This is a genomic window from Nocardia sp. NPDC059236, from assembly GCF_042754085.1.
Lineage (GTDB): Bacteria > Actinomycetota > Actinomycetes > Mycobacteriales > Mycobacteriaceae > Nocardia.
In genome coordinates, this window is the sequence record NZ_JBHZAF010000010.1 from 161763 (window position 1) to 183444 (window position 21682).

Consider the following 21682-nt stretch of genomic DNA (forward strand, 5'->3'; position numbering starts at 1 on the left):
GTGAGGGACGACATGAAGTCCGGTGATAGTCCGTATCCGAGTCCGGTTCGAAAACATTCGTTCCCAGCTTGCTGCGACACTGTAACCGCCTGACATCCCGAAATCAGGCATCGACCACGGCGACACCGGTCGTCCGTGACGTGGTCGATGCGTGCCTTCGGTGTGCCTTGTCGTGCCCAGAATGTATTGCAGCGGTTGGCCTTTCGCAAAGGAAGCCCCCATCATGGCCGTCATCGCATTCCCCCGTTCGGGTTACGTCTCGCTGACCGATTCCGTCCGTCGCTACGTCACGCGGCACCGGCTGTCCGAGCAGGAGCGCCACAACCTGCACCTGGCCCGCGGCCGTAGCGCGGTCTACACCGCCTCCCTGGGCGGACACTCCTTCCACGCCTGACACCCGCAGCGGTCGACAGCCCCGACCGCGACCGCCGCGGGCGCGCTCATCCGGCGCGCCCGCGGCACCCCTTTCCACGTACACCAGATCTGCTGTGCAGCAATACAAGTGAAGAAGGGAGGGAACGGCGATGGCCTTCTTCTCCAACGGCGCAACCCGCCGGACCACCACCGTCACCTCACCCGCGGCCGCCACCCCGACCGGCGCGGTCATGGACTCCGCGCACGTCGGCGACATCGTCGGTGCGCTCGGCTCCATCGGCCAGCACGACACCCTCGAGGGCCGCACCCGCTGGCAGAAGTTCAAGATGCTGCTGGCCGTGATCGGCCCCGGCCTGATCGTCATGGTCGGCGACAACGACGCCGGCGGGGTGGCCACCTACGCGCAGGCCGGGCAAAACTACGGCATGGCGCTGGTCTGGACCCTGGTGCTGCTGATCCCGGTGCTCTACGTGAACCAGGAAATGGTGGTCCGTCTCGGCGCGGTCGCCGGAGTCGGCCACGCGCGCTTGATCTTCGACCGCTTCGGCAAGTTCTGGGGCGCGTTCAGCGTGGGCGATCTGTTCATCGTCAACGCGCTCACCATCGTCACCGAATTCATCGGCGTCTCCATGGCGCTCAACTACTTCGGGCTGCCCAAGGCGATTTCGGTGCCGCTGGCGGCGGTGCTGCTGTTCGCCATGGTCGCGGGCGGTTCGTTCCGGCGGTGGGAGCGATTCCTGTTCGGGCTCATCGCCGTCAATATCGTCATGTTCCCACTCGCGTTCATGGTGCGCCCCAGCGCCAAAGACATCGCCCACGGCCTGATCCCGTCGTTCCCGGGCGGCCTGAACTCGACGCTACTGCTGCTCATCGTGGCAATCGTCGGCACCACGGTCGCCCCGTGGCAGCTGTTCTTTCAGCAGTCCAACATCGTCGACAAGCGCATCACGCCGCGCTGGATCCGCTACGAGCGCATCGACCTCTGGGTCGGCATCGTCGTGGTGATGATCGGGGCCGTCGCCATCATGGCCGCCGCCGCGTTCGGTCTGGGCCCCGCCATGATGGGCAACTTCACCGACGCCGGAGCCGTGGCTCAGGGCCTGAGCGACAACATGGGTAAAACCGTGGGGGCGTTCTTCGCGATTCTGCTGTTGGACGCCTCGCTGATCGGCGCCAACGCCGTCGGGCTGGCCACCACGTATGCCCTCGGCGACACCCTCGGCAAGCGGCACTCACTGCACTGGAAGATCACCGAAGCGCCGATCTTCTACGCCGGCTACGCGGCGCTGCTCGCCGTCGCCGCCGCTGTTTCCTTCAGTCCCGATCACGTGCTCGGCCTGCTGACCCAGGGCGTACAGGCGCTGGCGGGTGTGCTGCTGCCCTCGGCCACGGTGTTCCTGGTCCTGCTCTGCAATGACAAGGCGGTGCTCGGTCCGTGGGTGAACACGGTCCGGCAGAACGTCGTCGCGGGCGTCATCGTCTGGTCGCTGGTGCTGCTGTCGCTGGCGCTGACCGCAGCCACCTTCTTCCCGGACCTGACCACAACCCAGCTGGAAATCGGCTTCGGAATCGGTGTCGGTGTCGGTCTGTTCGGCGGTCTCGGTATCGCAGTTGCCAAGCGCCGCGCCGACCGCAGGACGACCGAACAGACCGCAGCCGAGCTCGGCGGCCTGGACCCAGACCAGGTCGAGGAGCTCAACTCGACCCCGCTCTCGCGAGCCGAGCGCAAGGCGATTCTGGAGCAGGATCGCGACACTTGGCGCACTCCTGCGCTGGACACCCTCGAACGACCCGCGTTCTCGCCAGGGCGGATGGCGGGCATGATCGCGCTGCGCGGCTACCTGCTGATCGCCGTGATCCTGGTGGGCGTGAAGATCTTCCAGTCCATCACCGGCTGAACGCGATTCGCTCGGTGCCGTCACCTCCTTACGCGGTGACGGCACCGGGAGCGTGCGGTTTCAAGCCACGAAGTTTCGAAAGCATACCGATGCGGAAAACCACCGCTGGCGCGGTCGCGCGCCCAATTCGTTCGTTTCCACTGTGGCGGATGGGCATCACGGCCGGCCTTTTTGCCTTTGCCGCTCTCCGGGCGGTGCCTCTCGATGCGTCGGCAGCGCCTACGAATTCGGGGCGACCCGCTGGATCACCCGCGGCGCTGGCCGAGCAGATGCAGTCTGCGATCCAGGATGCATCCCCCGGTGCCGAGGTCGGCATCGAGGTCGTCGACACCACTACCGGTGCCGTGATCGCCGACCTCAACGCCGATCAGCAGTTCTACACCGCTTCCGTGGTCAAACTGCTGATCGCGCTCGACGAACTGAAAAGCCAAGGCTGGAAACCAGATTCGGACACAGCGGGCCAGCTGGATCGGATGTTGTCGGCCAGCGACGATGACATCGCCGACCGGCTGTGGGGCTGTAACGGCGGTAACGCGATCGTGAGCCGGATGGCCGAGCTGATCGGGCTCAACGGCACGCGGCCACCGAGCGACCCCAGTGAGTGGGGCGAAACGCTCACCACCCCAAACGATGTCGTTGCCATCTACCACTACATCACCGCCACCGTGCCCGAACCGGCGAGTGACGTCATCTTGAACGCGTTGCGCAACACCAGCCGGATCGCCGCTGATGGCACCGATCAAAACTTCGGTATCCCCGACGGCCTCCCCGGCACCACCACGGCGATCAAGCAGGGCTGGATGACCCTGGACACCTCGACGACCATGAACACGACCGGTCTTGTCGGCTCCGACCCAGGGCAACCGCTGCGCTACACCGTCGTGGTGCTGACCTCACAACCCGCCGGTGTCAGCTGGACAGCTGGCGGTGCCGCGCTCACCGCCGGCGTCGGCGTGCTGCGCAGCGTAATCGGATCGCACACGATGCTCGCGGCGGTCGAGTCCCGCTAGGCATCTCGCTCCGCGCGGCTGATGCTTGCGTACCGTGACCGGGTAGCATTCACCGGCCTCTCACCGGCCGTTGACCGATGGTCCGATTGAATTCCTTGTCGAACCCCTGCTCTACGCCGTCACCGTTAGTCGAGGCTTGGCGGTGGTGAGGAGGACGCTGGCGGTGAGTGCGAAGGCCGCGGCGAGCGAGATGACGGTGATGGTCGCGTGGAGGAGGGCCAGGGCCGAGGCGGTGAGGACGGCGGTGAAGGCGGGCCGGATGATCGCGGCGGGGGAGCGGGAGGAGAAGAGGGCGCCGAGTATCACGCCCGGGATCGCGCCCAGGACAAGGGATCCGGTGAGGGCGAGGCGGACATCGCCGAACAGCAGGTGCCCGAGGGTGGCGGCGGCGACGAGGGGGATGGCCTGCACGATGTCGGTGCCCACCAGCTGGTTGGGGCGCAGGGTGGGGTAGACGATCACCAGTGCGGCCATCATGACCGCGCCCGCACCGACGGAGGTGAGTCCGACGAGCAGGCCGCCGAGGACTCCGATCAGGACGGTCGGGACGGGACGGATTGTCAGCGGCAGGTCGTCGATGGCGAGCGGGCTCTGGTGGCGGCGTTCGATCGCTTGGCGCACGAGGGTGAAGACGACGGACAGGGTCAGTCCGACCCCGATGGCGAATTTCAGATTGTTCTGGACGGCCGCGGCGTGGCCGAGCACACCGACCAGGACCGCACCGAGGAAGGCCGAAGGGACCGATCCGAGGGCGAGCAGCCCGGCCAGCCGCCAGTGAACTGTTCTGCGGCGCAGGTGAACCGGGACCGCGAACGGTTTCATGATGAGCGAGGCGAACAGGTCGTTGGAGATGGCGGCCAGGGGTGGGATGCCGAAGCCGAGGACCAGCACCGAGGTCAGCAGGGCGCCGCCGCCCATGCCGGTGAGGCCGACGAAGAACCCGATGACGAGCCCGACGGCGCCCAGGGTGGGGGAATGCATGTGTGTGTGCCTTCTGAGGATGACGCGCGGCGGGTCTCGGCGCGCGGTGCGGAGAATCGGGGAGGAGCGCCGGAGGGCTCACACGATGCGGTGGTGATGCGCATCAGGTCGATGTGCAGGCGGCGGATCAGCCTGATGCGGGTGGGAATGGTCATGGGGTTCAGGGATTTTCGGTGCGCGTGAGGAACAGAGGGCTGGTCCACGCCTGGTGGCCGTCGAATTGGCGGGCGCGAAGGTAGACGGCACTGTCGCGCGGCGGCACCGCGAGATTCACGGCGCCGCGCACGCTGACCGGGAGCCCGGCCGGGTCGGCGATGCGTTCGATCCGGAGCCGGAGATCGAGCCCGCCCATGGCAAGTTCCCGGTGACCCGACCGGATCAGCTCGGCACCGGTCACCTCGAGCGTGCCGCGCCGATCGTCCTCGCGCATCGTCGTCTCCAGCTCGAAGCGGGCGTCGGCAAGCGCTCCGAGGGTCAGGACCACGCCGATATCAGCGCCGTAGGTCGTTGTGCGCCAGGTGATCTCGTTGCCGGTAGCAGCGATCTGCTGTTCGGGATGCAGGGCCGCCCAGGGCTCGGCGGCCACGACGTCGGTGCCGGTGATCCGCATTCGTCCGGTCCAGCTCGCCCAGCGATACCGATCGCGATGGCGGGCCCCGCCCCAGCGCACGCGAACGAGCGTGTCCGACAAGCCGGTTTCGGCGTGCAGGTCGCGCCGCCAGACCTCACCGGTGGCGTCGAAGAGCCGTACCTCCTCCCATCCGGTGGTGCCGTACACGGCGTACTCGGCATCGAGTTCGGTTGCGGCGGAGACGATATCGTCACCCATCCACCGATCGCCCGAGCGCAGCAGGGCGACGGCACGGGCGCCGGTGGTGGCCCAGGTGCGCCGGGCGCGCAGGGTCCGGCCGACCTCGGCGGCGGTCAGCTCGGGTGCGAGCACGCCGGTCAGGCCGCCGGCCGCGCCGAAGATATTGGCGCCGGGCGCACCGCTGCCGGGCCGTCCGCGGTGCTCGTCGCTGGCGGCGCTGGCGCCCAGTCGCAGCCCGCGGGCGAGGGCGTCCTCGAGGAACCAGGGGCTCGAGCCCCAGGTGGAGTGGACCTCGATCAGTCGCTCCAATTCCGGGTGATGCCAGTCGAGGACGGCGCGCCGACCGCCGACGTGCGGGATGAGCAGGTAGGAGCCGGGGTCCTTGTCGTAGGCCGCGTACAGCTCTGTGATGGGCCAGGTTTCGGGCACGGGGGTGGTGCTCGACATGTTCGCGTGCCAGCTCAGCGAGCGGGCGAGAGTGGTGTCCTCGCCGAGGAATACGACATTGTGGTCGCCGCCGACGCCCGCGGTGCCGCACCATTCCACACCCGGATAGCAGACGAACCGGCCGTCCTCCCCGGCCCGGCGGCAGGCGGCGACCACCTCGTCCCAGGTTTCGTCGGTGATCTGGAAGTCGTTGGCGGTGTAGCCGAGCACATCCAGCGCGCCGATCTCGCGTCCGTAGGCGAGATTCCATGCGGTGTCCTGGGTTCCGACGGTGTCGTCGGAGTGCACGTGCAGGTCGGCGAAGAACGCGCGCGGTGCCGGCAGGTCGGCGATGGCATCGAGGTGGCAGCGCGCGGATGCGACTGCGCCGCCGTCGAATTCGGCCGCCACCAGGATCTCGTCGGTGTCGCCGACCGGCGGCACGGTGAGGGTGGCGCACGCCCAGCCCGTCGCAGGCGTGGTCGCGATGGCGACGGTGCGGTCCGCGCGGGTGGCGCGCAGGCGGACGGGCAGGTCGCGGCAGGCGTTGCCCCAGCGGTCCTGCAGATGCGCGTGCAGGTCGACCGCCCCGGCATCGGCGCGCACCAGCCGGGGGCCGTGGACGACCAGGCGTTCGGGCGGGCCGGGCACGATAGCGAGATGGCAGGCGCCGGCGTGTGCCATGCGGGAGGTGCCGAGCGGATCCACGAACAGATGGAAGGCGAAGGCATCCTCCACGAAGGTCTGCACCCGCGTACCGGGACCACCGGAACGCCGGTCTCCGAGCCGGATTTCGATCACGTCACCGGGCCGCAGGTACCCGTCCACCACATGGACGAGGACGGATTTCTGGAAGGGGCGCTCGCCGCCCTTCACGTCGTAGCGCACGTCCAGGCGCTGTGCGGTGGCAGCGCTGTCCGGTGACGCGCCGCCGACCAGCGAGCGGTGTATCAGCCGCGCGCTCGCGTAGTCGCGTCCGGCGGGGTCGCCGACCTGTAGGTCCCAGTCCGAGTAGTACCGGAAGCAGAGCTTGAGCCATCCGCTGTCGGCGATCCCGGAGCTGCCGACGGTGTAGGTCAGCACCAGTTCCTCCGTCGCGCCCGCGGTGAGGGTGTGGGTCGAGCAGGTCAGCGTGCCCAGGAACGGCAGGGCCGTGAACTCGCCGGTAATGCGCTCGCGCACAGCGGGATCCGAGCAATCGTTGGCACGCGGACCGCTGTGCGGGCGCAGCGGCACCGGGGCCGTGGGGGAGGGTCGGAGATCGGGGTGCGCGGGCATGCCGATGATTCTGGGCCGCCCGAACTATCCAGTCCAAGGTATAAATCTGATCGTATTCATCATCGAGAGTGATTGATCGGATGAACCTTCAGCAGTTGCGCTATGTGGTCGCCGTGGCCGAGCTCGGCAGTTTCACCAAGGCGGCCGCCGATCTGTTCGTCGTGCAGTCGGCGCTGAGCCAGCAGGTGCGCAAACTCGAGGACGAGCTCGGGGTGCGGCTGTTCGCGCGCACCACCCGGTCGGTCGTCCCGACCCCGGAGGGGGAGGCGCTGCTGCCGCAGATCCGGCAGGTGCTCGCCGGAGTGGACCGGCTCGTCATCGACGCGCAAGCGCTGCACGGCGCCGTGCGTGGCCGGTTGACCGTGGGGCTGATGGAGGTGCCGCCGGAGCTGCTGGATGTCGCCGCGCTCATGGCGGCCTTCCACGCCCGCTATCCGGAGGTGAGCGTGACACTGCGCAGCGGCGGCAGTGACCTGCTGGTCGGTGCGGTGCGCGACCGGAAGCTCGATGTCGCGATCGTGGGACTGGCCGTCGAATCGGCCATGGCGCACGTGGAATTCACCCCGCTGCTGAGCGAGCCGTTGGTCGCGGTGCTGCCGGTCGATCATCCGGCGTCGCCGGGCGCGTCGGTCTCCGTGCACGACCTGGCGGCCTGCCCGTTCATCGACTTCCCGCCCGGCTACGGCCTGCGCCGCGAGACCGACCGCGGATTCACCAGTGTGACAAGGCATGTCGCGTTCGAGGTGACCCGAGTCGAGCAGGTGGCCCAGTTCGTCCGTCAGGGTCTGGGTGTGGCGTTGCTGCCGGAGTCCGTCGCCCGGTCGCATGCCGACCGGGACGCGAGCCTGGTGCTGCGGCAAGTATCCGACGCGGAACTGCGGCGGCAGGTCAACCTGGTGGCGCCCCGAGCCCCGGTCTCGGCCGCCTGCCAGGCGTTCGTCAGGTGCGTGAACGAATTCGTGCTCAGCGCCGTGCACTCGCGGTGATGCCCGGACGCCAACCGAACCAACTCAGCCTATCCGTGCCCTGAAACGGGTTCCTGGGCGGCCGCTTTCGAGTACTTTCGCAACATGTTCCAGTTTCGTCGGTGACTCGCGGCGAGACCTGTGCGGACAGAAAGGCTGGTCATGGCGGCGACGGACTACATCATCATCGGTTCCGGGAGCGCGGGGGCCATTATTGCTCGCAGGCTGGCCGAGACCGGCGCCGCTGTCACGCTGCTCGAGGCGGGCGGTCGTGACAACAGCCGGCTGGTGCGCAAGCCCGGCATGATCGGCCCGATGCACAGCGTGCCGCAGCTGAAGAAGCGGATCGACTGGGGCCACTACACCGTCGAGCAGAAGCATGCCCTGGGCCGTACCATCCCGCAGACGCACGGCAAGGTGGTCGGTGGTTCGAGCTCGGTCAACGGCATGGTGTTCGTGCGCGGCAACCGGCGGAATTTCGACGACTGGGCCGGCGAGGGCAACAGCGGCTGGTCGTATGAGGACGTGCTGCCGAGCTTCAAGAAATTCGAGTCGTTCGAGGACGGCGCGAGCGAGTTCCGCGGTGGCGCAGGTCCGATCAAGGTGATCCGGGCGCGCGATCTGACGCCCGCGTCGGAGTCGTTCATGGAGGCGCTGGCCGAAACCACCGACCTGCCGCGCAACCCCGACTACAACGGCGCCGAGCAGGAAGGCGTCTCGATCTTCCAGCAGAGCAACAGCAACGGGTTGCGCTACAGCACCGCGGTCGGTTATCTCGACGATCGCCCGAAAAACCTTACCGTGCTAACGAATACGCACGTGACGCGCATTGTGATCGAGAACGGGCGGGCCACCGGTGTGGAATACCGGACCGAGCAGGGCAACGAAGTACTGCGTGCCGAGCGCGAGATCATCGTCAGCGCAGGCACATTCGGCTCCCCGCAGCTGCTCATGCTCTCGGGCATCGGACCGGCCGACCATCTCCGCGCCTTCGGCATCGACGTCGTCGCCGACCTCCCGGTGGGCGACAACCTGCACGACCACCTGTTCGTGCCGATGACCTTCGCCATGCCGACCGCCGTGCGCCGTTCGTCCGCGGGTTATTTCGCCCGGGCGTTTCTGCGGGAGTCGTTGCGCAACAACAGCACCTGGCTGGCGCGCAGCGTGTTCGAAGTCGTCGCGTTCCTGCGTACCCCGCATGCGGCCGGGGTGCCCGATCTGCAACTGCACGTGCTGCCGTGGAGCTATCCCGGCCCCAATCAGGATGCCCCGATCCGCCACACCCCCGATCCGCGCCGGTCACTGACCGTCCTGGTGACGATGATCTACCCGCAGAGCCGGGGCACGCTGCGCCTGGCGTCGGCCGACCCCACCGCAGCGCCCGCCATCGACCCCAACTATCTCGCCGAGCAGCGCGACGTGGACACGCTCGTGTACGGCATGGAACTGACCCGAGAGGTCATGGCCGCGAAGTCGATCAATGGCGCGGTGGACACCGAGATCTCTCCGGGTCCGCAATACCCCGGCCGCACGGAGCTGGCTGCCGAAGTCCCCAACCGCGCAACCACCGTCTATCACCCCGTCGGCACCTGCCGCATGGGTGTGGACGACCGCGCGGTCGTAGACCCGACGCTCCGGGTGCGCGGAGTGGACGGACTGCGCGTCGCCGACGCCTCGATCATGCCGAGCATCGTCGGCGGCAACACCAACGCGGCCACCATGATGATCGGCGAACGCGCCGCCTCGATCATCCTGGCCTGAGCCCGTGTGGAATTCAGCGGATCAGTGTGCGCCAGTGGCGTGCCCGCGGTTACTGCTGCTGAGTTCGCTGACGGTGATGGCTGATTCTCGGGCGCTACCAGGGCAGCGTTCCGGAGGCATCGAAATAGCCTCCGGTGGGGCCGTTTTGGGGAACCTGGGCCATTCGTACGATGATCTCGGCACCCTCCTCGACGGTCTGCCTGCCTGCGTGGGCGTTGAGGTCGGTTGCGGTGTATCCCGGCTCCACCGCGTTGATCCGAATATCCGGGAACGCTTTCGCGTATTGCACGGTGATTCTGTTCAGCGCGGTTTTCGATGCGGGATAGGACAATCCGGGATAGGCGTAGGTATGGGTGCCCGGGGTGGTGCCGCAGGCCATCGAGGCCAGGGAGCTGCTGACATTGACGATGACCGGTGCGGTGGATTGCCGTAGCAGCGGCAGGAACGCGTGCACGACGCGCACGACGCCGAAAACATTGGTGTCGAATACCGTTCGCATCATGTCGGCTGTGACCTCAGCCAGGCGGACCGCGCCATTGCCCTCGATATCGATGCCCGCGTTGTTGACCAGGACGTCGAGTCCGCCGTCCGCCTCGATGATCTTCGCCGCCGCGGCGACGGACGCGTCGTCGGTGACATCCAGCTGGACGGAGCGGGCCCCGATTTCCGCCGCGGCGAGCCGGCCACGTTCGGCGTCGCGGCTGCCGACATACACCGTGTGCCCCGCCGCGACGAGCTGACGGGCGGTTTCGAAACCCAGCCCCTTGTTGGCGCCGGTAATGAGCGTTGTTGTCATGTCCTCAGATTCGCGCCGCCCGGCGGCATCAGCCAGTCGCCTGATCTTCCTGGGACTGTCGATACCAGGCTGGGACGGTCGATTCCGGGCAGTATGCCGACGGTGAGCGGATCGGCGAACGGGCAGAATGAATCCCATGGCCACAGCGGAATTCGGAGTAGCGGTGCGGCGCTGGCGCGATCAGGTATCGCCCGACGCCGTAGGGCTGTCGGCGAATGGCGCGCGCCGAGCGCCCGGCCTGCGCCGTGAGGAACTGGCGCTGCTGGCCGGTATTTCCGTCGACTACGTCACCCGGCTCGAACAGGGCCGAGCATCCAACCCCTCGCCCCAGGTGGTCGAGGCGCTGGCGCGGGCCTTGCGCTTGTCGGCCGACGAGCGCGCGCACCTGTATCGGCTGGCCGGACTGGTACTGCCCGAGCCCGGAACCGTCCCGACCGCCATCCCGCCCGCCGTACAACGCATGCTCGATCGGCTGGTCGGCATCCCGGTCGCCGTCTTCGACGCGTCCTGGACACTGCTGCAAGCGAATCCGGCATGCACGGCGCTGCTGGGCGATTCCACGACCTGGCAGGGCAACGAACGCAACCGGGTGTGGCGGCATTTCATCGGCCCCGGCTCCGTCGGCCGCTACGCACCGGACACCCTCGAATCCCTCGAAACCGCACTGGTATCCGACCTGCGCGCCGCCGAGGCCCGCTACCCCGCCGACCAGCGCCTGCGCCACCTCATCGGCGACCTGCGCACCCACAGCCCCCGCTTCGCCGCACTCTGGGAGTCCGGCGCCGTCGCCGGCTATGACATCACGGTCAAGACCATCGACCACCCGACAGCGGGCGCTTTGACCCTGGACTGCGCCGTCCTCACGGTGGCGGGCTGCGATCTGCGAATCATGATCGACACCGCCGAGCCCGGCAGCGCAGACGCCGAACGCCTTTCCCTGCTCACCGCCCTCGGAACCCGAACCGCCGTCGGCTGATCATCCGGGCCGGACGCCGTCGGACTACGTCACCCGAACTCGGCCTGACCGACAGTGATTACGTCATCCGACGCTCGCCGCGGCCTTCCCGCGAAACCTATCTTCCTCGTCGCGGACGCTCGCGCCCGCGATTCACGGCTCGCGAAGAGGAAGGGGTCCCACTGATGACAGCCACATCCCAGTACGCCGTCGCCGACGGCCCTGTGGCCGAGGTCGGCGCCATACCCGCACAGGTCTCGCTGGCCTGGCTGCTGCATCGATCGCCGGGTGACGACTACGTCATGGTCAGCGTCAGCCGACAGATGTGGCGGTGGGGTAGCGGAAATCAGAGTGGAAGCCGCACAACGTGCTTCACCTCGAAAGGACAATGACATGGTCGACATTCGACACCCCCGGATGCGGCGCGCGGGCCGGGCGGTCGCGGCGGTCACGGCGGCGGTCGCGGCCGGAAGCCTCGCCGTCGCGTGCACCGCGAGCACCACCACTCATGCCGGGCCGACCGAGGACGCGCCGAAGCCGACCGTCGTGCTCGTGCACGGCGCGTTCGCGGACGGATCGAGCTGGAACGATGTCATCGACCAACTCCGCAAGGACCACTATCCGGTTGTCGCGGCAGCCGATCCGCTGCGCGGGCCCGCCGCCGACGCCACCACCCTGCGGGGGCTGATCAGCCACATCAACGGACCCGTCGTGCTGGTCGGGCACTCCTACGGCGGATCGGTCATCAGCGCCGCCGCGGCCGGCAGCGATCAGGTCAAAGCCCTGGTGTACGTGGCGGCGTTCCTGCCCGCACCCGGCGAGACCGCGCTGGAGCTGACCAACAAGTTCCCCGGGTCCACCCTGCCGGGCACGCTCGACCCGGTCCCGTTCACCAATCCCGACGGCAGCACCGGCACCGACCTGTACATCCAGCAGGCCAAGTTCCACGACCAGTTCGCCGCCGACGTCCCCGCCGACCGCGCCGCGCTGGCCGCCGCCGCCCAGCGCCCGATCCTGCAGGCCGCGCTCGAGGAGAAGGCCACCGTCGCCGCCTGGACCGACAAGCCCAGCTGGGACGTGATCACCACCCAGGACCTCAACATCCCCGTTGCGGCACAACGGTTCATGGCCGAGCGGGCGCACGCACAGGTCACCGAGATCGCGGCCTCGCACTCGGTGGCCGTCTCGCACCCCGATCGGGTGGCCGAGGTGATCGTGCAGGCCGCCAAGAATTCCGCTCACTGACAATCGCGAAAGACGTTCGAGGAGAACACGAATCATGGATATGAAACTGGAAGTCGTTGTCCTGCCCGTCGCCGACGTCGACCGCGCCAAGGCCTTCTACACCGAGCGCCTCGGCTTCCGTCTCGACGCCGATTTCCCCGTGGACGACGGTTATCGCGTCGTGCAGGTCACCCCGCCCGGCTCGGAGTGCTCGATCATCTTCGGCACCGGCGTCACCGCGGCCGAGCCCGGATCCCTGCGGGGCCTGCATCTGATCGTCACCGATATCGAGAAGGCCGTCGCGGAGTTGACCGAACGCGGGATCGCGATGGACGGACCGTTCCGCGATGCCACCGGCGTGTTCCACCATGCCGGAACCGAAAGCCGGGTCCCCGGAGCGGATCCGCAGCGACGCAGCTACGGATCGTTCGCCGCGTTCACCGATCCGGACGGCAACGACTGGTTCCTGCAGGAAATCACGCAGCGCGCACCCGGCCGCTGACTCGGCCATCGAAGGGAACCCAATGTCCGACAAGGAAGTTCGTACCTACGACGTCGTGGTCGTCGGGGCCGGGCCGGTCGGTGAGAATGTCGCCGACCGCACCCGCGCCGCCGGGTTGAGCACCGTGATCGTCGAATCCGAACTGGTGGGCGGCGAATGCTCGTACTGGGCATGCGAACCCAGCAAGGCGCTGCTGCGTCCCGCGCTGCTCTACCGCGAGGCCGCCCGCTTCCCCGGTGTCGGGGAGGCGGTCACCGGACCCCTCGACGCGGCCGCGGTGCTGAAGCATCGCGACCGGATGGTGGCCGACTGGGACGACCGGGACCAGCTCGACTGGCTCGCCTCGGTCGATGTCGAACTCATTCGCGGTCACGGCCGGCTCGTGGGACCCCGGCGGGTGACGGTCGAGACGCCAGAAGGCGAGACCGTGCGGCTCACCGCCCGGTATGCGGTGGCCGTATGCACCGGTACGTCGGCCGCCCTGCCGCCACTGCCGGGCCTGGATGCCGTGCGGCCGTGGACGAGTCGCGAAGCCACCAGCGCCCGCGAGGTACCGGACCGGCTCGCGATTCTGGGAGCCGGAGTCGTCGCCACCGAGATGGCCGCCGCCTGGCAGGCATTGGGCTCGCGGGTCACCCTCATCGCCCGCGAACCCCGGCTGCTGGGCCGTGTCGAAGCCTTCGCCGCGGACCTGGTCGCCGAGCAGCTCCGGGACGCCGGAGTGGACCTGCGGTTCGGTACCACCATCACCGCCGCCGAACGCGCGGGCGGTCCCGACGACAGCATCCACCTCACCCTCGCCGACGGCACCCGGCTGGTCGCCGATGAACTCTTGCTCGCGACCGGACGCGTACCCCGGACCGACGACCTCGGCCTCGACACGGTCGGCCTGACACCCGGCCAGTGGCTCACCACCGACGACACCTTCACCGTGACCGCAGTCGACGGGGAGTGGTTGTACGCGGTCGGGGACGTGAATCACCGTGCGCTGCTGACCCATCAGGGCAAGTACCAGGCACGCATCGCCGGGTCGGTCATCGCAGCCCGGGCGCGCGGGCTGGCGCTGGACGCCGGACGCTGGGGCCGCCACGCGGGGACCGCCGACCTCGAAGCGGTGCCGCAGGTCGTGTTCACCGACCCGGAGATCGCGGCGGTGGGTCTCACCACCGACGACGCCGCGCGCGCCGGGCGCGATGTGGACGTCGTCGACTACGACATCGGCCGGGTCGCCGGTGCGATCCAGCACGATCCCGGCTATCGGGGCCGGGCCAGGGTCCTTATCGACCCGGACCGCCGGGTCATCGTCGGCGCGACCTTCGCCGGACCGGGCGTCGCCGAGCTGCTGCACTCGGCCACCATCGCCATCGCCGGCGAGGTCCCGCTCGACCGGCTCTGGCATGCGGTGCCGTCCTTCCCCACCATCAGCGAAGTCTGGCTCCGGCTGCTGGAAACCTATCGCGACCAACAGAATTCGCCGACCGCAGGAGAAACCAAATGATCACCTACGATCGGCTCTACGTCGGCGGTTCGTGGACCGAACCCAGTGAACCGGCACTGCTCGAGATCCTCTCGCCGCACGATCGATCGGTCATCGGCTGGGCGGCGCAGGCGCAACCCGCCGATGTGGACCGCGCGGTGGCGGCGGCGCACGTGGCCTTCGAGGGCCGCGTCTGGCGTGACACCCCGCCCGCCGAGCGAATCGCGGCGCTGCGACGGTTCAACGAGCTGCGCGAGGAGCAGGCCGACCGGATCGCCGAGCTCATCACCGACGAAAACGGTTCCGCCGCATGGTTCACCAAGGCAGGCCAGGCCGGTCTGACCCGGCAGGCGAATGCCTACTTCGCGGCCGCCGAGAATTGCGACTGGGAGTACACGCTCACCCCGTCGGACCCGGATACCGGTGGGCGCAGCGTGGTCCGGCGCGAACCGGTCGGCGTGGTGGCGGCGGTGATCCCGTGGAATTCGCCCTTCTCCTCGGCGACGTCGAAGATCCTGCCCGCCCTGCTCGCCGGAAATTCGGTGGTGCTGAAGGTGTCTCCGGAGAATTCGCTGAGCATGGGTCTGCTGGCCGAGCTGGTGGATCGAATCGGCCTGCCGGAAGGCGTGATCAGCGTGCTGCCCGCGGATCGGGAAACGAGCGAGTACCTGATCTCCCATCCGCGTGTGGACAAGATCGCGTTCACCGGCTCGACCGAGGCCGGTCGCCGGATCGCGTCCATCGCCGGCACCCAGCTCAAACGGGTGAGTCTCGAACTGGGCGGCAAATCGCCGGCGGTGATCCTGCCCGATGCGGATCTGACGGCGGTGATGAACGGCCTGAAATTCGGTGCGCTGCTGAACAATGGAGAGTCGTGTATCGCCCAGACGCGGATCCTCGCCCCGCGCTCCCGCTACGAGGAGGTGGTCGCGGCGCTGACGGCGTTGGTCGAGTCCTTGCCGGTCGGTGATCCGCGCGACCCGGAAACCTTCATCGGGCCGATGGTGCGCGGCGATCAGCAACAGCGGGTCCGCGACTACATCGAGGCCGGTATTGCCGAAGGCGCGCGACTGGTCTGCGGCGGTCCGCAGGTCCCGCCCGGACTGCGGGACGGCTTCTATGTCACCCCAACTGTTTTCGCCGACGTCACACCGGCCATGCGCATCGCCCGCGAGGAAATCTTCGGCCCGGTCCTGGTCGTGCTCGCCTATGACGACATCGACGACGCGGTGCGCATCGCCAACGACTCCGACTACGGACTCTCCGGTGGCGTCTGGTCGGCGGACGAGACCGCGGCGCTGGCCGTTGCCCGCCGCATCCGGACCGGCACGGTCACCATCAACGGTGCGCCGATCGGATTCGACGGCCCCTTCGGCGGATTCAAGACCAGCGGCATCGGCCGCGAGTACGGCGCCGTCGGTTTGGGCCAGTACACCGAGTATCAGACGATCACCGTCTGACGCCCTTGTAAGGCGGTGCGTGCGATCGGGTCCGGCGAGACCGGACAGCGAACCGCCGGGCCCAGCGGCAGCTGCCGGGCCCGGCGGTTCGCGGTATGTCAGAGGTGGTCGGCGTCGATGATCGCCTGCGCGAACGGACGTGGCGCCTCCTGCGGGACGTTGTGCCCGATGCCGTCGAGGACGCGGTGCTCATGTTTACCGGTGTACTTGGCGGCGTAAGGCTTTCCGTCCTTGGCCGCTCCGTCGAAGTCGCTGCCGATGGTGATCGCGGGCACGGTGATGGCCGGTCCGGTGGCGAGTTGTTGTTCGTAGACGTCGTATTGCGGCTCGCCCGGGGCCAGGCTCGAGCGCCACCGATAATTGGTGATGACGATGTCGACGTGGTCGGGATTGTCGAAGGCGGCCGCGGTGCGGTCGTAAGTCGCGTCGTCGAAACTCCATGCCGGGGACGCGCGCTTCCAGATCAGCTTGTTGAAGTCGTGCCGATTGCGGGTGTAGCCGAGGCGACCGCGTTCGGTGGCGAAGTAGTACTGGTACCACCAGCCGAGTTCGGCCTCCGGCGGCAGCGGCTGCTGCTGCGCTGCCTGCTGCGTGACGATGTACCCGCTCACCGCGACCATCGCCTTGACGCGCTGCGGCCACAGCGCGGCGATGATGTCGACCGTGCGTGCGCCCCAATCGAATCCGCCGAGCACGGCCTTGTCGATGTGCAGCGCGTCCATGAAGTCGACGATGTCGCGCGCGATCGCCGACTGCTGGCCGTTGCGGACGGTCTGCGCGGACAGGAAGGTGGTCGGGCCGTAGCCGCGCAGGAACGGGACGAGGACCCGGTACCCGGCCGCCGCCAGCAGCGGACCGACATCGGCGTAGCTGTAGGCGTCGTAGGGCCAGCCGTGCAACAGGATCACGGGCTGCCCGGTGCTGGGCCCGAATTCCGCGTAGCCGACGCTGAGGACACCGGCGTCGATCTGCTTGATCGGTCCCAGTGTCGTATTCGCGCCCGAGCCCTTCCGCAGGTCCGCGCCGACCGGAGTGGTCGCCGGCGCGGTCGCGGAATCCGTGCCGCAGGCGCTCAGCGAGGCCGCGGCCAGGCTCGCCGCGCCCGCTGCGAGCGCACCACCGAAAAATCGTCTGCTGATGTTCATGTCACCAGACGCTATGGATCGGCCGGATACCGTCGCGAGCGTCGAATGACGTAATCCGTGCCGGATAAGTGCGGCCTATCGCGGCATCTCATCCTCCGGTGGCAGCAGCGCCGCGAGGTCACCGCGCGAACTGATACCGAGCTTCGGGAAGATGCGATGCAGGTGGGTGCTGACGGTCCGGTGCGACAGGTACAGCCGCTGCCCGATCTCCCGATTGGTCAGCCCCTGCGCCGCCAGCTGCGCGATGCTCAGCTCGTGCGGGGTGAGCCGCTCGCGGGCATCCGGATCGCGGTTCGGGCTCGATTCGCCCGCACTGCGCAGTTCCAGGCGGGCACGTTCGCTCCACGCCGTGAAGCCCAGGGCATCGAAAGTCTCTCGGGCCGTGCGCAAATGGGTGCGGGACTCCACCACCCGGCGCTGCCGCCGCAGCCACTCGCCATAGGCGAGATGCAGGCGGCCGCGTTCGGCGGGCCACCCGGTGAGATCCGCCTCCAGCGCGGCGGTGAACAGCTTGCCGGCCGAGTCACCGGCGAGCACCGCTCGGGCATACCGCATTCCGATGTGCAGGGCGGGCGACGACGTGGACTCCGCCACCGGCTCCAGGCCGCGCAGCAGCTCCGCCGCGGCGTCGGTCTGCCCGGCGCGGACCGCTGCCTCGGCGAGTTCGGTGAGGAAACACGCGCGCAGCGCCGGCGAATACGACGGGTCGTGCGGATCGTGGATGCGGGCCAGATCGGTGAAGGCGTCGTCGAATCGGCCCTCACCGAGCGCGATCAGCCCCCGGGTGAGCTGCACGGTGGCCAGCACGGGCCGCGCACCGGCGGCCAGTCCGGTCCGTTCGGCATCCGCCGTGAGCTCGGCGGCCTGCGGATAATCCCCACGCAGAGCAGTGATTTCGGCCTGTACCGCGATGACCACCGCATGCATGAACGGCGCCGCGGTCTCGCGGGCGAAGGCCGCGGCCTCGGCCGCGATGGGCGCGGCGGCGGCGAGGTCACCGAGCCGGGCCAGGCTCCAGGCCTGGATCGCGAGGGCCCGGGTCAGCAGCCCCAGCCGTCCGGCGGAACGGAATCCGGGTGCGGCGGCGCCGGCGAACTGCGCCGCGAGGTCGAAGGCGCCGACCTGGTATGCCGCGCTGCTGAGAAAGTGATCGACCTCCGGATCGCGGCCCGTGGTCGCGGCCAGCGCCCGCAGGTGGCGCAGCACCTGTTCGCCGCGTTCGAACGGGGCCACGATCGAGTCGATCGCCAGCTTGCGCGGGTCACCGTCGGGAATGCCGAAGGTGTCGGCGACCGCGAGGACCGCGCGCCGGGTCTCGGGCCCGGGTTCGGACCAGAAGCACCGCATGGCCGCGCCCCACATGATCCGCAGCGCGGGATCCGGATACCCGTCGGCGGCGACCGAGGCCGCGAGCGCGGCCAGTTCGCCGATGCGCGACGGACTTTCGCGCATGCCGTCCTCGAATCCGCTGAGCAGCCACTTCGCGGTGGCCTCCTGCGCGGGGGTGAGGGGGAGGGTACGCGCGGTGTCGACCAGCCGGTCGGCCGTGTCGCGGTGACCGGAGTCGACGGCCAGTTCGGCCGCGCGCAGCAGGCGATCCGCCCGCCGGCCGGGGGTGGCGCTGAGCGCGGCGGCCCGCTCCAGCGCCGCGACCGCACCGCCGCGGTGCCGGGACCGTTCGGCGACGTCCTCGAGCGCCGCCGCCACCTCCTCATCGGCTCCGGCGGTACCCGCCGCCCGATGCCACACCTGGCGATCCGGAGACCCGGTGAGCAGGTCGGCGAGCGCCAGATGCGCGCGGCGGCGCTCCTCGTTCGTCGCCGCCGCCACGAGAGCCGAGCGGACCAGCGGATGGCGGAAAGTCACTGTGCCGGAACCGATATCGATCAATCGGACCGCCACCGCGGGGGCGAGAATATCGGACCCGACCTCGGACCCCAGGAGAATCCCTGCGGCGGCGAGTGTTTCGGCGACCGAATCGCCGTCGTCGAGCGCCGCGACCAGCAATGCCGATCGGGTGCGCTCGGGCAACGCAGCACTGCGCGCCGAGAACGCTCGTTCGAGGCGTTCGGTCAACGGGAGCGTCGGCGCCGGTTCGGCGAGATCCCCCACGGCCGTGGGCAGTTCGGTCAGGGCGAGCGGGTTGCCGTGCGCCTCGGCGAGCACCAGGCGGCGGACCTGGGCGGACAGCTCCGATGCGGTGCTGTCGAGCACGGCGTTCGCGTCCTCATCGGACAGTGGGCCGAGCCGCATGGCGGTCAGCTCGGCCTCGCACAGCGGCGAGTTCGTGCTGTCGCGCACGGTGGCGACCATGGCGACGGGTTCGGAGTCGATGCGGCGCGCGACGAAGGCGAGGACCTCGGCGCTGGCGGGATCGAGCCAGTGCACGTCCTCGGCGACGACCAGCAGCGGCCGTTCGGCCGCCAGATCGGCCAGCAGTGTCAGGGCGGCGAGCCCCACCAGGTGCGGGCTGGGCTCGCCGACGGCATCCGACATGCCCAGGGCGGTTGTCAGCGACTCGAACTGGCGCGCCGGCAGGGCATCGAACGTGCGGCGCAGCGGGTACAGCAGCCGCTGCAGCCCGGCGTAGTCGAGGCCGTGTTCGGCTTCCACACCCGCGGTCCGCAGCACCCGCAGCCCCGTGGCGGCCGCCATGGCGACCGTCTCCTCGACGAGTGACGACTTGCCGATTCCGGGTTCCCCCTCGATCAGGATGCCGCTCCGGTCGCCCGGGCCGTCCACGAGTGCGGCCAGGACTTTCAGCTCGGTGTCTCGTCCGACCATCGGCATGGGTGGTGCTCTCCTCCTGGACCCGTGACGACGTACGGGACCGGTGGCGACCTTACCGAAACAGGATTACGTCACCTCAACGTCAACTGACAGATTCGGCCGCCTGCCCGCGGCGGCGAAGGTATTTCCATGGCTACGGTACGTTTTCATCTCCTGTCCACACTGACTCCCGCCGAGGTCGTGCGGGTGCTCACCGACTTCGGCCCCACCCGCACCGAGGCGTGGCCGAGCATCGACGCCGAGCATTTCGTCGTCCACGACCGCGGCGAGACCTGGGCCGAGGTCACCGAAGGCACGGCCGCCGCCTGGGAACGCGCCCGCTACCAGTGGGATCCGGAGGGCGACACGGTCACCATCACCACCCTGGATTCCAAGCTCTTCGGCGCGGGCGGCGGCTGGGTCTTCCGGGCCACGCCGGAAGCGAGCGGTACCCGGGTCGATGTCGAACTGACCCGGACTCCGCAGGCCTTCAAGGGCAAGCTGCTGGCGGCACTGCTGCCGCTGGTCGGACCGTCCTCGCTGCGCAAGTCGTTCGCCGGCCCGCTGCGGGCCAAGTGATGTCCGCGCCGCACTCGATCCGAGACACCGGACGGCTCGCGCCGGGCGTCCACACCGTCGATTCCGACGGCATTCTCCAGCGGTCGCGCGCGGCATCCTGCCGTCCTATTTCGCCGACTACTGGGGCGACGAACAACGGTGGGCCGTCTTCCGGAAAGGGCTGCGGGCCGGCCACATCTCGGGACTGGACGCGGACCTGACTCCCGATCTCGTCGACGACCGCGCCGATCTGCCGAACCTGACCGTCCCGGCCCTGGTCATCGTGGGCCGCCACGATGTCATCTGCGGACCGCGCTGGGGTCTGGAACTGCACGAACTGATCCCCAATTCGCGACTGGCCGTCCTGGAACACAGCGGGCATCTGGGGCATCTGGAAGAACCCCGGCGCTTCGACCACGCGGTCCGGGAATTCGTCTTCTCACCCAAGGAGTGATCGATATGTCCCCGTTTCGTGCGTTCCGCTGGGGCGAGCAGGTCGGTGCGGCAATTGTTTTCGCTGGTCCGGCGGCGCTCTGGAGCTGGGCCGAACTCGCGGTACTGCACGGGCGGGGACCCACCGCACGGGATCTCATCGGCTGGTGATCCCACTGCCTTTCCTGCTCCACCCCGATCGAATGGAAGAGTTTCCATGAACACCACTGCGGTACAGCCTGTTTCGATATCCGGGCGCTCGTCGCTGATCCGCCTGTCCCTGGTCCGCGGCCTCCTGGCCATCGCATGGGCCCTCGCCTTCGCCGCGGCCCACGACCCCCTGAATCCCGTCGCGCTCACCCTGCTGATCGCCTACCCCCTCATCGACGCGGTGTCCTCCGCCATCGACTGGCTCGCGGTACCGGAGGGCTCCGAACGCCGTGTGACCGCCCTCAACGGCGCCCTGAGCACCCTGGCCGCCATCGCCCTGGGCATCGCCGGAACCGCCGGCGGCGTGGCCGCCGTCCTGGCCGTATTCGGTATCTGGGCAACGGTATCCGGCGCGGCTCAACTCGCAGTCGGCCTCTACCGCCGCAGTCCCACCCTGGGCAAGCAGTGGCCCACCCTCATCTCCGGCGGCCTGTCCTTCCTGGTCGGCGCCGTCTATGTCGCTCAGGCCACCGCCCCCTCTCCATCCCTGGATGTCCTGTCCGTCTACGCCACCGGCGGCGGCATCTTCTTCATAGCCCAAGCCGCACTACTGGTCTGGAAGTCGCGCTCCCAGCGAACGACCGCACAGGTGTAGGCGATGTCATCGGTGTACCGCTGCGATCTGCGGCTGATACGACACTGACGGCTC

The 21682-nt window shown here is 68.8% G+C and carries 20 protein-coding genes; 15 read left to right on the top strand and 5 right to left on the bottom strand.

Annotated elements, in window-relative coordinates; all coding sequences use genetic code 11:
* The first annotated feature begins 223 nt into the window (after positions 1-223).
* The 3 genes from ACFXIV_RS26320 (at position 224) to ACFXIV_RS26330 (ending at position 3283) form a co-directional block, all read left to right on the top strand.
* The gene (locus ACFXIV_RS26320; protein ID WP_379398545.1) at positions 224-394 is read left to right on the top strand and encodes a hypothetical protein; all 171 of its coding nucleotides are present in this window, start codon (positions 224-226) and stop codon (positions 392-394) included.
* A gap of 130 nt (positions 395-524) precedes the next feature.
* A complete protein-coding gene (locus tag ACFXIV_RS26325; RefSeq protein ID WP_379398547.1) occupies positions 525-2273 on the top strand; it encodes an NRAMP family divalent metal transporter in 1749 nt (582 codons plus the stop codon).
* A 149-nt stretch (positions 2274-2422) separates the two neighbouring features.
* Complete coding sequence (locus tag ACFXIV_RS26330) at positions 2423-3283, top strand: D-alanyl-D-alanine carboxypeptidase (RefSeq protein ID WP_379398549.1); 861 nt, start codon at positions 2423-2425, stop codon at positions 3281-3283.
* Between the two features lie 111 nt (positions 3284-3394).
* On the opposite strand, the gene ACFXIV_RS26335 is transcribed toward ACFXIV_RS26330, so the two are convergent.
* Together ACFXIV_RS26335 and ACFXIV_RS26340 are read right to left on the bottom strand one after the other, a co-directional pair.
* Positions 3395-4264 (bottom strand): sulfite exporter TauE/SafE family protein, encoded by an 870-nt coding sequence (locus tag ACFXIV_RS26335; protein ID WP_379398551.1) that lies wholly within the window; start codon positions 4262-4264, stop codon positions 3395-3397.
* Between the two features lie 160 nt (positions 4265-4424).
* A complete protein-coding gene (locus ACFXIV_RS26340; RefSeq protein WP_379398552.1) occupies positions 4425-6779 on the bottom strand; it encodes a hypothetical protein in 2355 nt (784 codons plus the stop codon).
* Between the two features lie 80 nt (positions 6780-6859).
* On the opposite strand from ACFXIV_RS26340, the gene ACFXIV_RS26345 reads away from it, so the two are divergent.
* On the top strand, positions 6860-7765 hold the full coding sequence (locus ACFXIV_RS26345) for a LysR family transcriptional regulator (protein WP_379398554.1): 906 nt from the start codon (positions 6860-6862) through the stop codon (positions 7763-7765).
* Between the two features lie 141 nt (positions 7766-7906).
* Positions 7907-9505 (top strand): GMC family oxidoreductase, encoded by a 1599-nt coding sequence (locus ACFXIV_RS26350; RefSeq protein WP_379398556.1) that lies wholly within the window; start codon positions 7907-7909, stop codon positions 9503-9505.
* A 94-nt stretch (positions 9506-9599) separates the two neighbouring features.
* Here ACFXIV_RS26350 and ACFXIV_RS26355 read toward each other — a convergent pair whose 3' ends face one another.
* On the bottom strand, positions 9600-10301 hold the full coding sequence (locus ACFXIV_RS26355) for an SDR family NAD(P)-dependent oxidoreductase (RefSeq protein WP_379398558.1): 702 nt from the start codon (positions 10299-10301) through the stop codon (positions 9600-9602).
* 136 nt (positions 10302-10437) lie between these two features.
* On the opposite strand from ACFXIV_RS26355, the gene ACFXIV_RS26360 reads away from it, so the two are divergent.
* The 6 genes from ACFXIV_RS26360 (at position 10438) to ACFXIV_RS26385 (ending at position 15919) form a co-directional block, all read left to right on the top strand.
* Positions 10438-11277 carry a helix-turn-helix transcriptional regulator gene (locus tag ACFXIV_RS26360; protein ID WP_379398560.1) on the top strand — a complete coding sequence of 280 codons (840 nt, stop codon included), beginning with the start codon at positions 10438-10440 and terminating at the stop codon, positions 11275-11277.
* Positions 11278-11441: 164 nt separating this feature from the next.
* Complete coding sequence (locus ACFXIV_RS26365; RefSeq protein WP_379398562.1) at positions 11442-11648, top strand: hypothetical protein; 207 nt, start codon at positions 11442-11444, stop codon at positions 11646-11648.
* A gap of 1 nt (position 11649) precedes the next feature.
* Positions 11650-12501, top strand: coding sequence for an alpha/beta fold hydrolase (locus tag ACFXIV_RS26370; protein WP_379398564.1), 852 nt, complete (start codon positions 11650-11652; stop codon positions 12499-12501).
* Between the two features lie 34 nt (positions 12502-12535).
* Entirely contained in the window at positions 12536-12982 is a 447-nt protein-coding gene (locus ACFXIV_RS26375) for a VOC family protein (protein ID WP_379398566.1), read from the top strand.
* Positions 12983-13004: 22 nt separating this feature from the next.
* Complete coding sequence (locus tag ACFXIV_RS26380) at positions 13005-14480, top strand: dihydrolipoyl dehydrogenase family protein (protein ID WP_379398568.1); 1476 nt, start codon at positions 13005-13007, stop codon at positions 14478-14480.
* Complete coding sequence (locus ACFXIV_RS26385) at positions 14477-15919, top strand: aldehyde dehydrogenase (RefSeq protein WP_379398570.1); 1443 nt, start codon at positions 14477-14479, stop codon at positions 15917-15919. The genes ACFXIV_RS26380 and ACFXIV_RS26385 overlap by 4 nt, the downstream gene beginning before the upstream one ends.
* 98 nt (positions 15920-16017) lie before the next feature.
* Here the strand turns inward: ACFXIV_RS26385 and ACFXIV_RS26390 are convergent, their stop codons facing one another.
* Together ACFXIV_RS26390 and ACFXIV_RS26395 are read right to left on the bottom strand one after the other, a co-directional pair.
* On the bottom strand, positions 16018-17064 hold the full coding sequence (locus ACFXIV_RS26390) for an alpha/beta fold hydrolase (protein WP_379398572.1): 1047 nt from the start codon (positions 17062-17064) through the stop codon (positions 16018-16020).
* Between the two features lie 75 nt (positions 17065-17139).
* On the bottom strand, positions 17140-19854 hold the full coding sequence (locus ACFXIV_RS26395; RefSeq protein WP_379398574.1) for an ATP-binding protein: 2715 nt from the start codon (positions 19852-19854) through the stop codon (positions 17140-17142).
* Between the two features lie 129 nt (positions 19855-19983).
* On the opposite strand from ACFXIV_RS26395, the gene ACFXIV_RS26400 reads away from it, so the two are divergent.
* The 4 genes from ACFXIV_RS26400 to ACFXIV_RS26415 all read left to right on the top strand — a co-directional run bounded on the left by ACFXIV_RS26400 (position 19984) and on the right by ACFXIV_RS26415 (position 21628).
* The gene (locus tag ACFXIV_RS26400) at positions 19984-20412 is read left to right on the top strand and encodes a hypothetical protein (protein ID WP_379398576.1); all 429 of its coding nucleotides are present in this window, start codon (positions 19984-19986) and stop codon (positions 20410-20412) included.
* Between the two features lie 262 nt (positions 20413-20674).
* Positions 20675-20845 (top strand): alpha/beta fold hydrolase, encoded by a 171-nt coding sequence (locus ACFXIV_RS26405; RefSeq protein ID WP_379398578.1) that lies wholly within the window; start codon positions 20675-20677, stop codon positions 20843-20845.
* Between the two features lie 5 nt (positions 20846-20850).
* A complete protein-coding gene (locus tag ACFXIV_RS26410; protein ID WP_379398580.1) occupies positions 20851-20994 on the top strand; it encodes a hypothetical protein in 144 nt (47 codons plus the stop codon).
* 46 nt (positions 20995-21040) lie between these two features.
* Positions 21041-21628: a DUF308 domain-containing protein gene (locus ACFXIV_RS26415; protein WP_379398582.1), complete on the top strand. Its 588-nt coding sequence runs from the start codon at positions 21041-21043 to the stop codon at positions 21626-21628.
* Positions 21629-21682 lie beyond the last annotated feature (54 nt).

Bases quoted from the DNA above. Each gene is read 5' to 3' on its own strand.
- ACFXIV_RS26320 (WP_379398545.1), top strand. From the start codon at position 224: ATGGCCGTCATCGCATTCCCCCGTTCGGGTTACGTCTCGCTGACCGAT.
- ACFXIV_RS26325 (WP_379398547.1), top strand. From the start codon at position 525: ATGGCCTTCTTCTCCAACGGCGCAACCCGCCGGACCACCACCGTCACC.
- ACFXIV_RS26330 (WP_379398549.1), top strand. From the start codon at position 2,423: ATGGGCATCACGGCCGGCCTTTTTGCCTTTGCCGCTCTCCGGGCGGTG.
- ACFXIV_RS26335 (WP_379398551.1), bottom strand. From the start codon at position 4,264: ATGCATTCCCCCACCCTGGGCGCCGTCGGGCTCGTCATCGGGTTCTTC.
- ACFXIV_RS26340 (WP_379398552.1), bottom strand. From the start codon at position 6,779: ATGCCCGCGCACCCCGATCTCCGACCCTCCCCCACGGCCCCGGTGCCG.
- ACFXIV_RS26345 (WP_379398554.1), top strand. From the start codon at position 6,860: ATGAACCTTCAGCAGTTGCGCTATGTGGTCGCCGTGGCCGAGCTCGGC.
- ACFXIV_RS26350 (WP_379398556.1), top strand. From the start codon at position 7,907: ATGGCGGCGACGGACTACATCATCATCGGTTCCGGGAGCGCGGGGGCC.
- ACFXIV_RS26355 (WP_379398558.1), bottom strand. From the start codon at position 10,301: ATGACAACAACGCTCATTACCGGCGCCAACAAGGGGCTGGGTTTCGAA.
- ACFXIV_RS26360 (WP_379398560.1), top strand. From the start codon at position 10,438: ATGGCCACAGCGGAATTCGGAGTAGCGGTGCGGCGCTGGCGCGATCAG.
- ACFXIV_RS26365 (WP_379398562.1), top strand. From the start codon at position 11,442: ATGACAGCCACATCCCAGTACGCCGTCGCCGACGGCCCTGTGGCCGAG.
- ACFXIV_RS26370 (WP_379398564.1), top strand. From the start codon at position 11,650: ATGGTCGACATTCGACACCCCCGGATGCGGCGCGCGGGCCGGGCGGTC.
- ACFXIV_RS26375 (WP_379398566.1), top strand. From the start codon at position 12,536: ATGGATATGAAACTGGAAGTCGTTGTCCTGCCCGTCGCCGACGTCGAC.
- ACFXIV_RS26380 (WP_379398568.1), top strand. From the start codon at position 13,005: ATGTCCGACAAGGAAGTTCGTACCTACGACGTCGTGGTCGTCGGGGCC.
- ACFXIV_RS26385 (WP_379398570.1), top strand. From the start codon at position 14,477: ATGATCACCTACGATCGGCTCTACGTCGGCGGTTCGTGGACCGAACCC.
- ACFXIV_RS26390 (WP_379398572.1), bottom strand. From the start codon at position 17,064: ATGAACATCAGCAGACGATTTTTCGGTGGTGCGCTCGCAGCGGGCGCG.
- ACFXIV_RS26395 (WP_379398574.1), bottom strand. From the start codon at position 19,854: ATGCCGATGGTCGGACGAGACACCGAGCTGAAAGTCCTGGCCGCACTC.
- ACFXIV_RS26400 (WP_379398576.1), top strand. From the start codon at position 19,984: ATGGCTACGGTACGTTTTCATCTCCTGTCCACACTGACTCCCGCCGAG.
- ACFXIV_RS26410 (WP_379398580.1), top strand. From the start codon at position 20,851: ATGTCCCCGTTTCGTGCGTTCCGCTGGGGCGAGCAGGTCGGTGCGGCA.
- ACFXIV_RS26415 (WP_379398582.1), top strand. From the start codon at position 21,041: ATGAACACCACTGCGGTACAGCCTGTTTCGATATCCGGGCGCTCGTCG.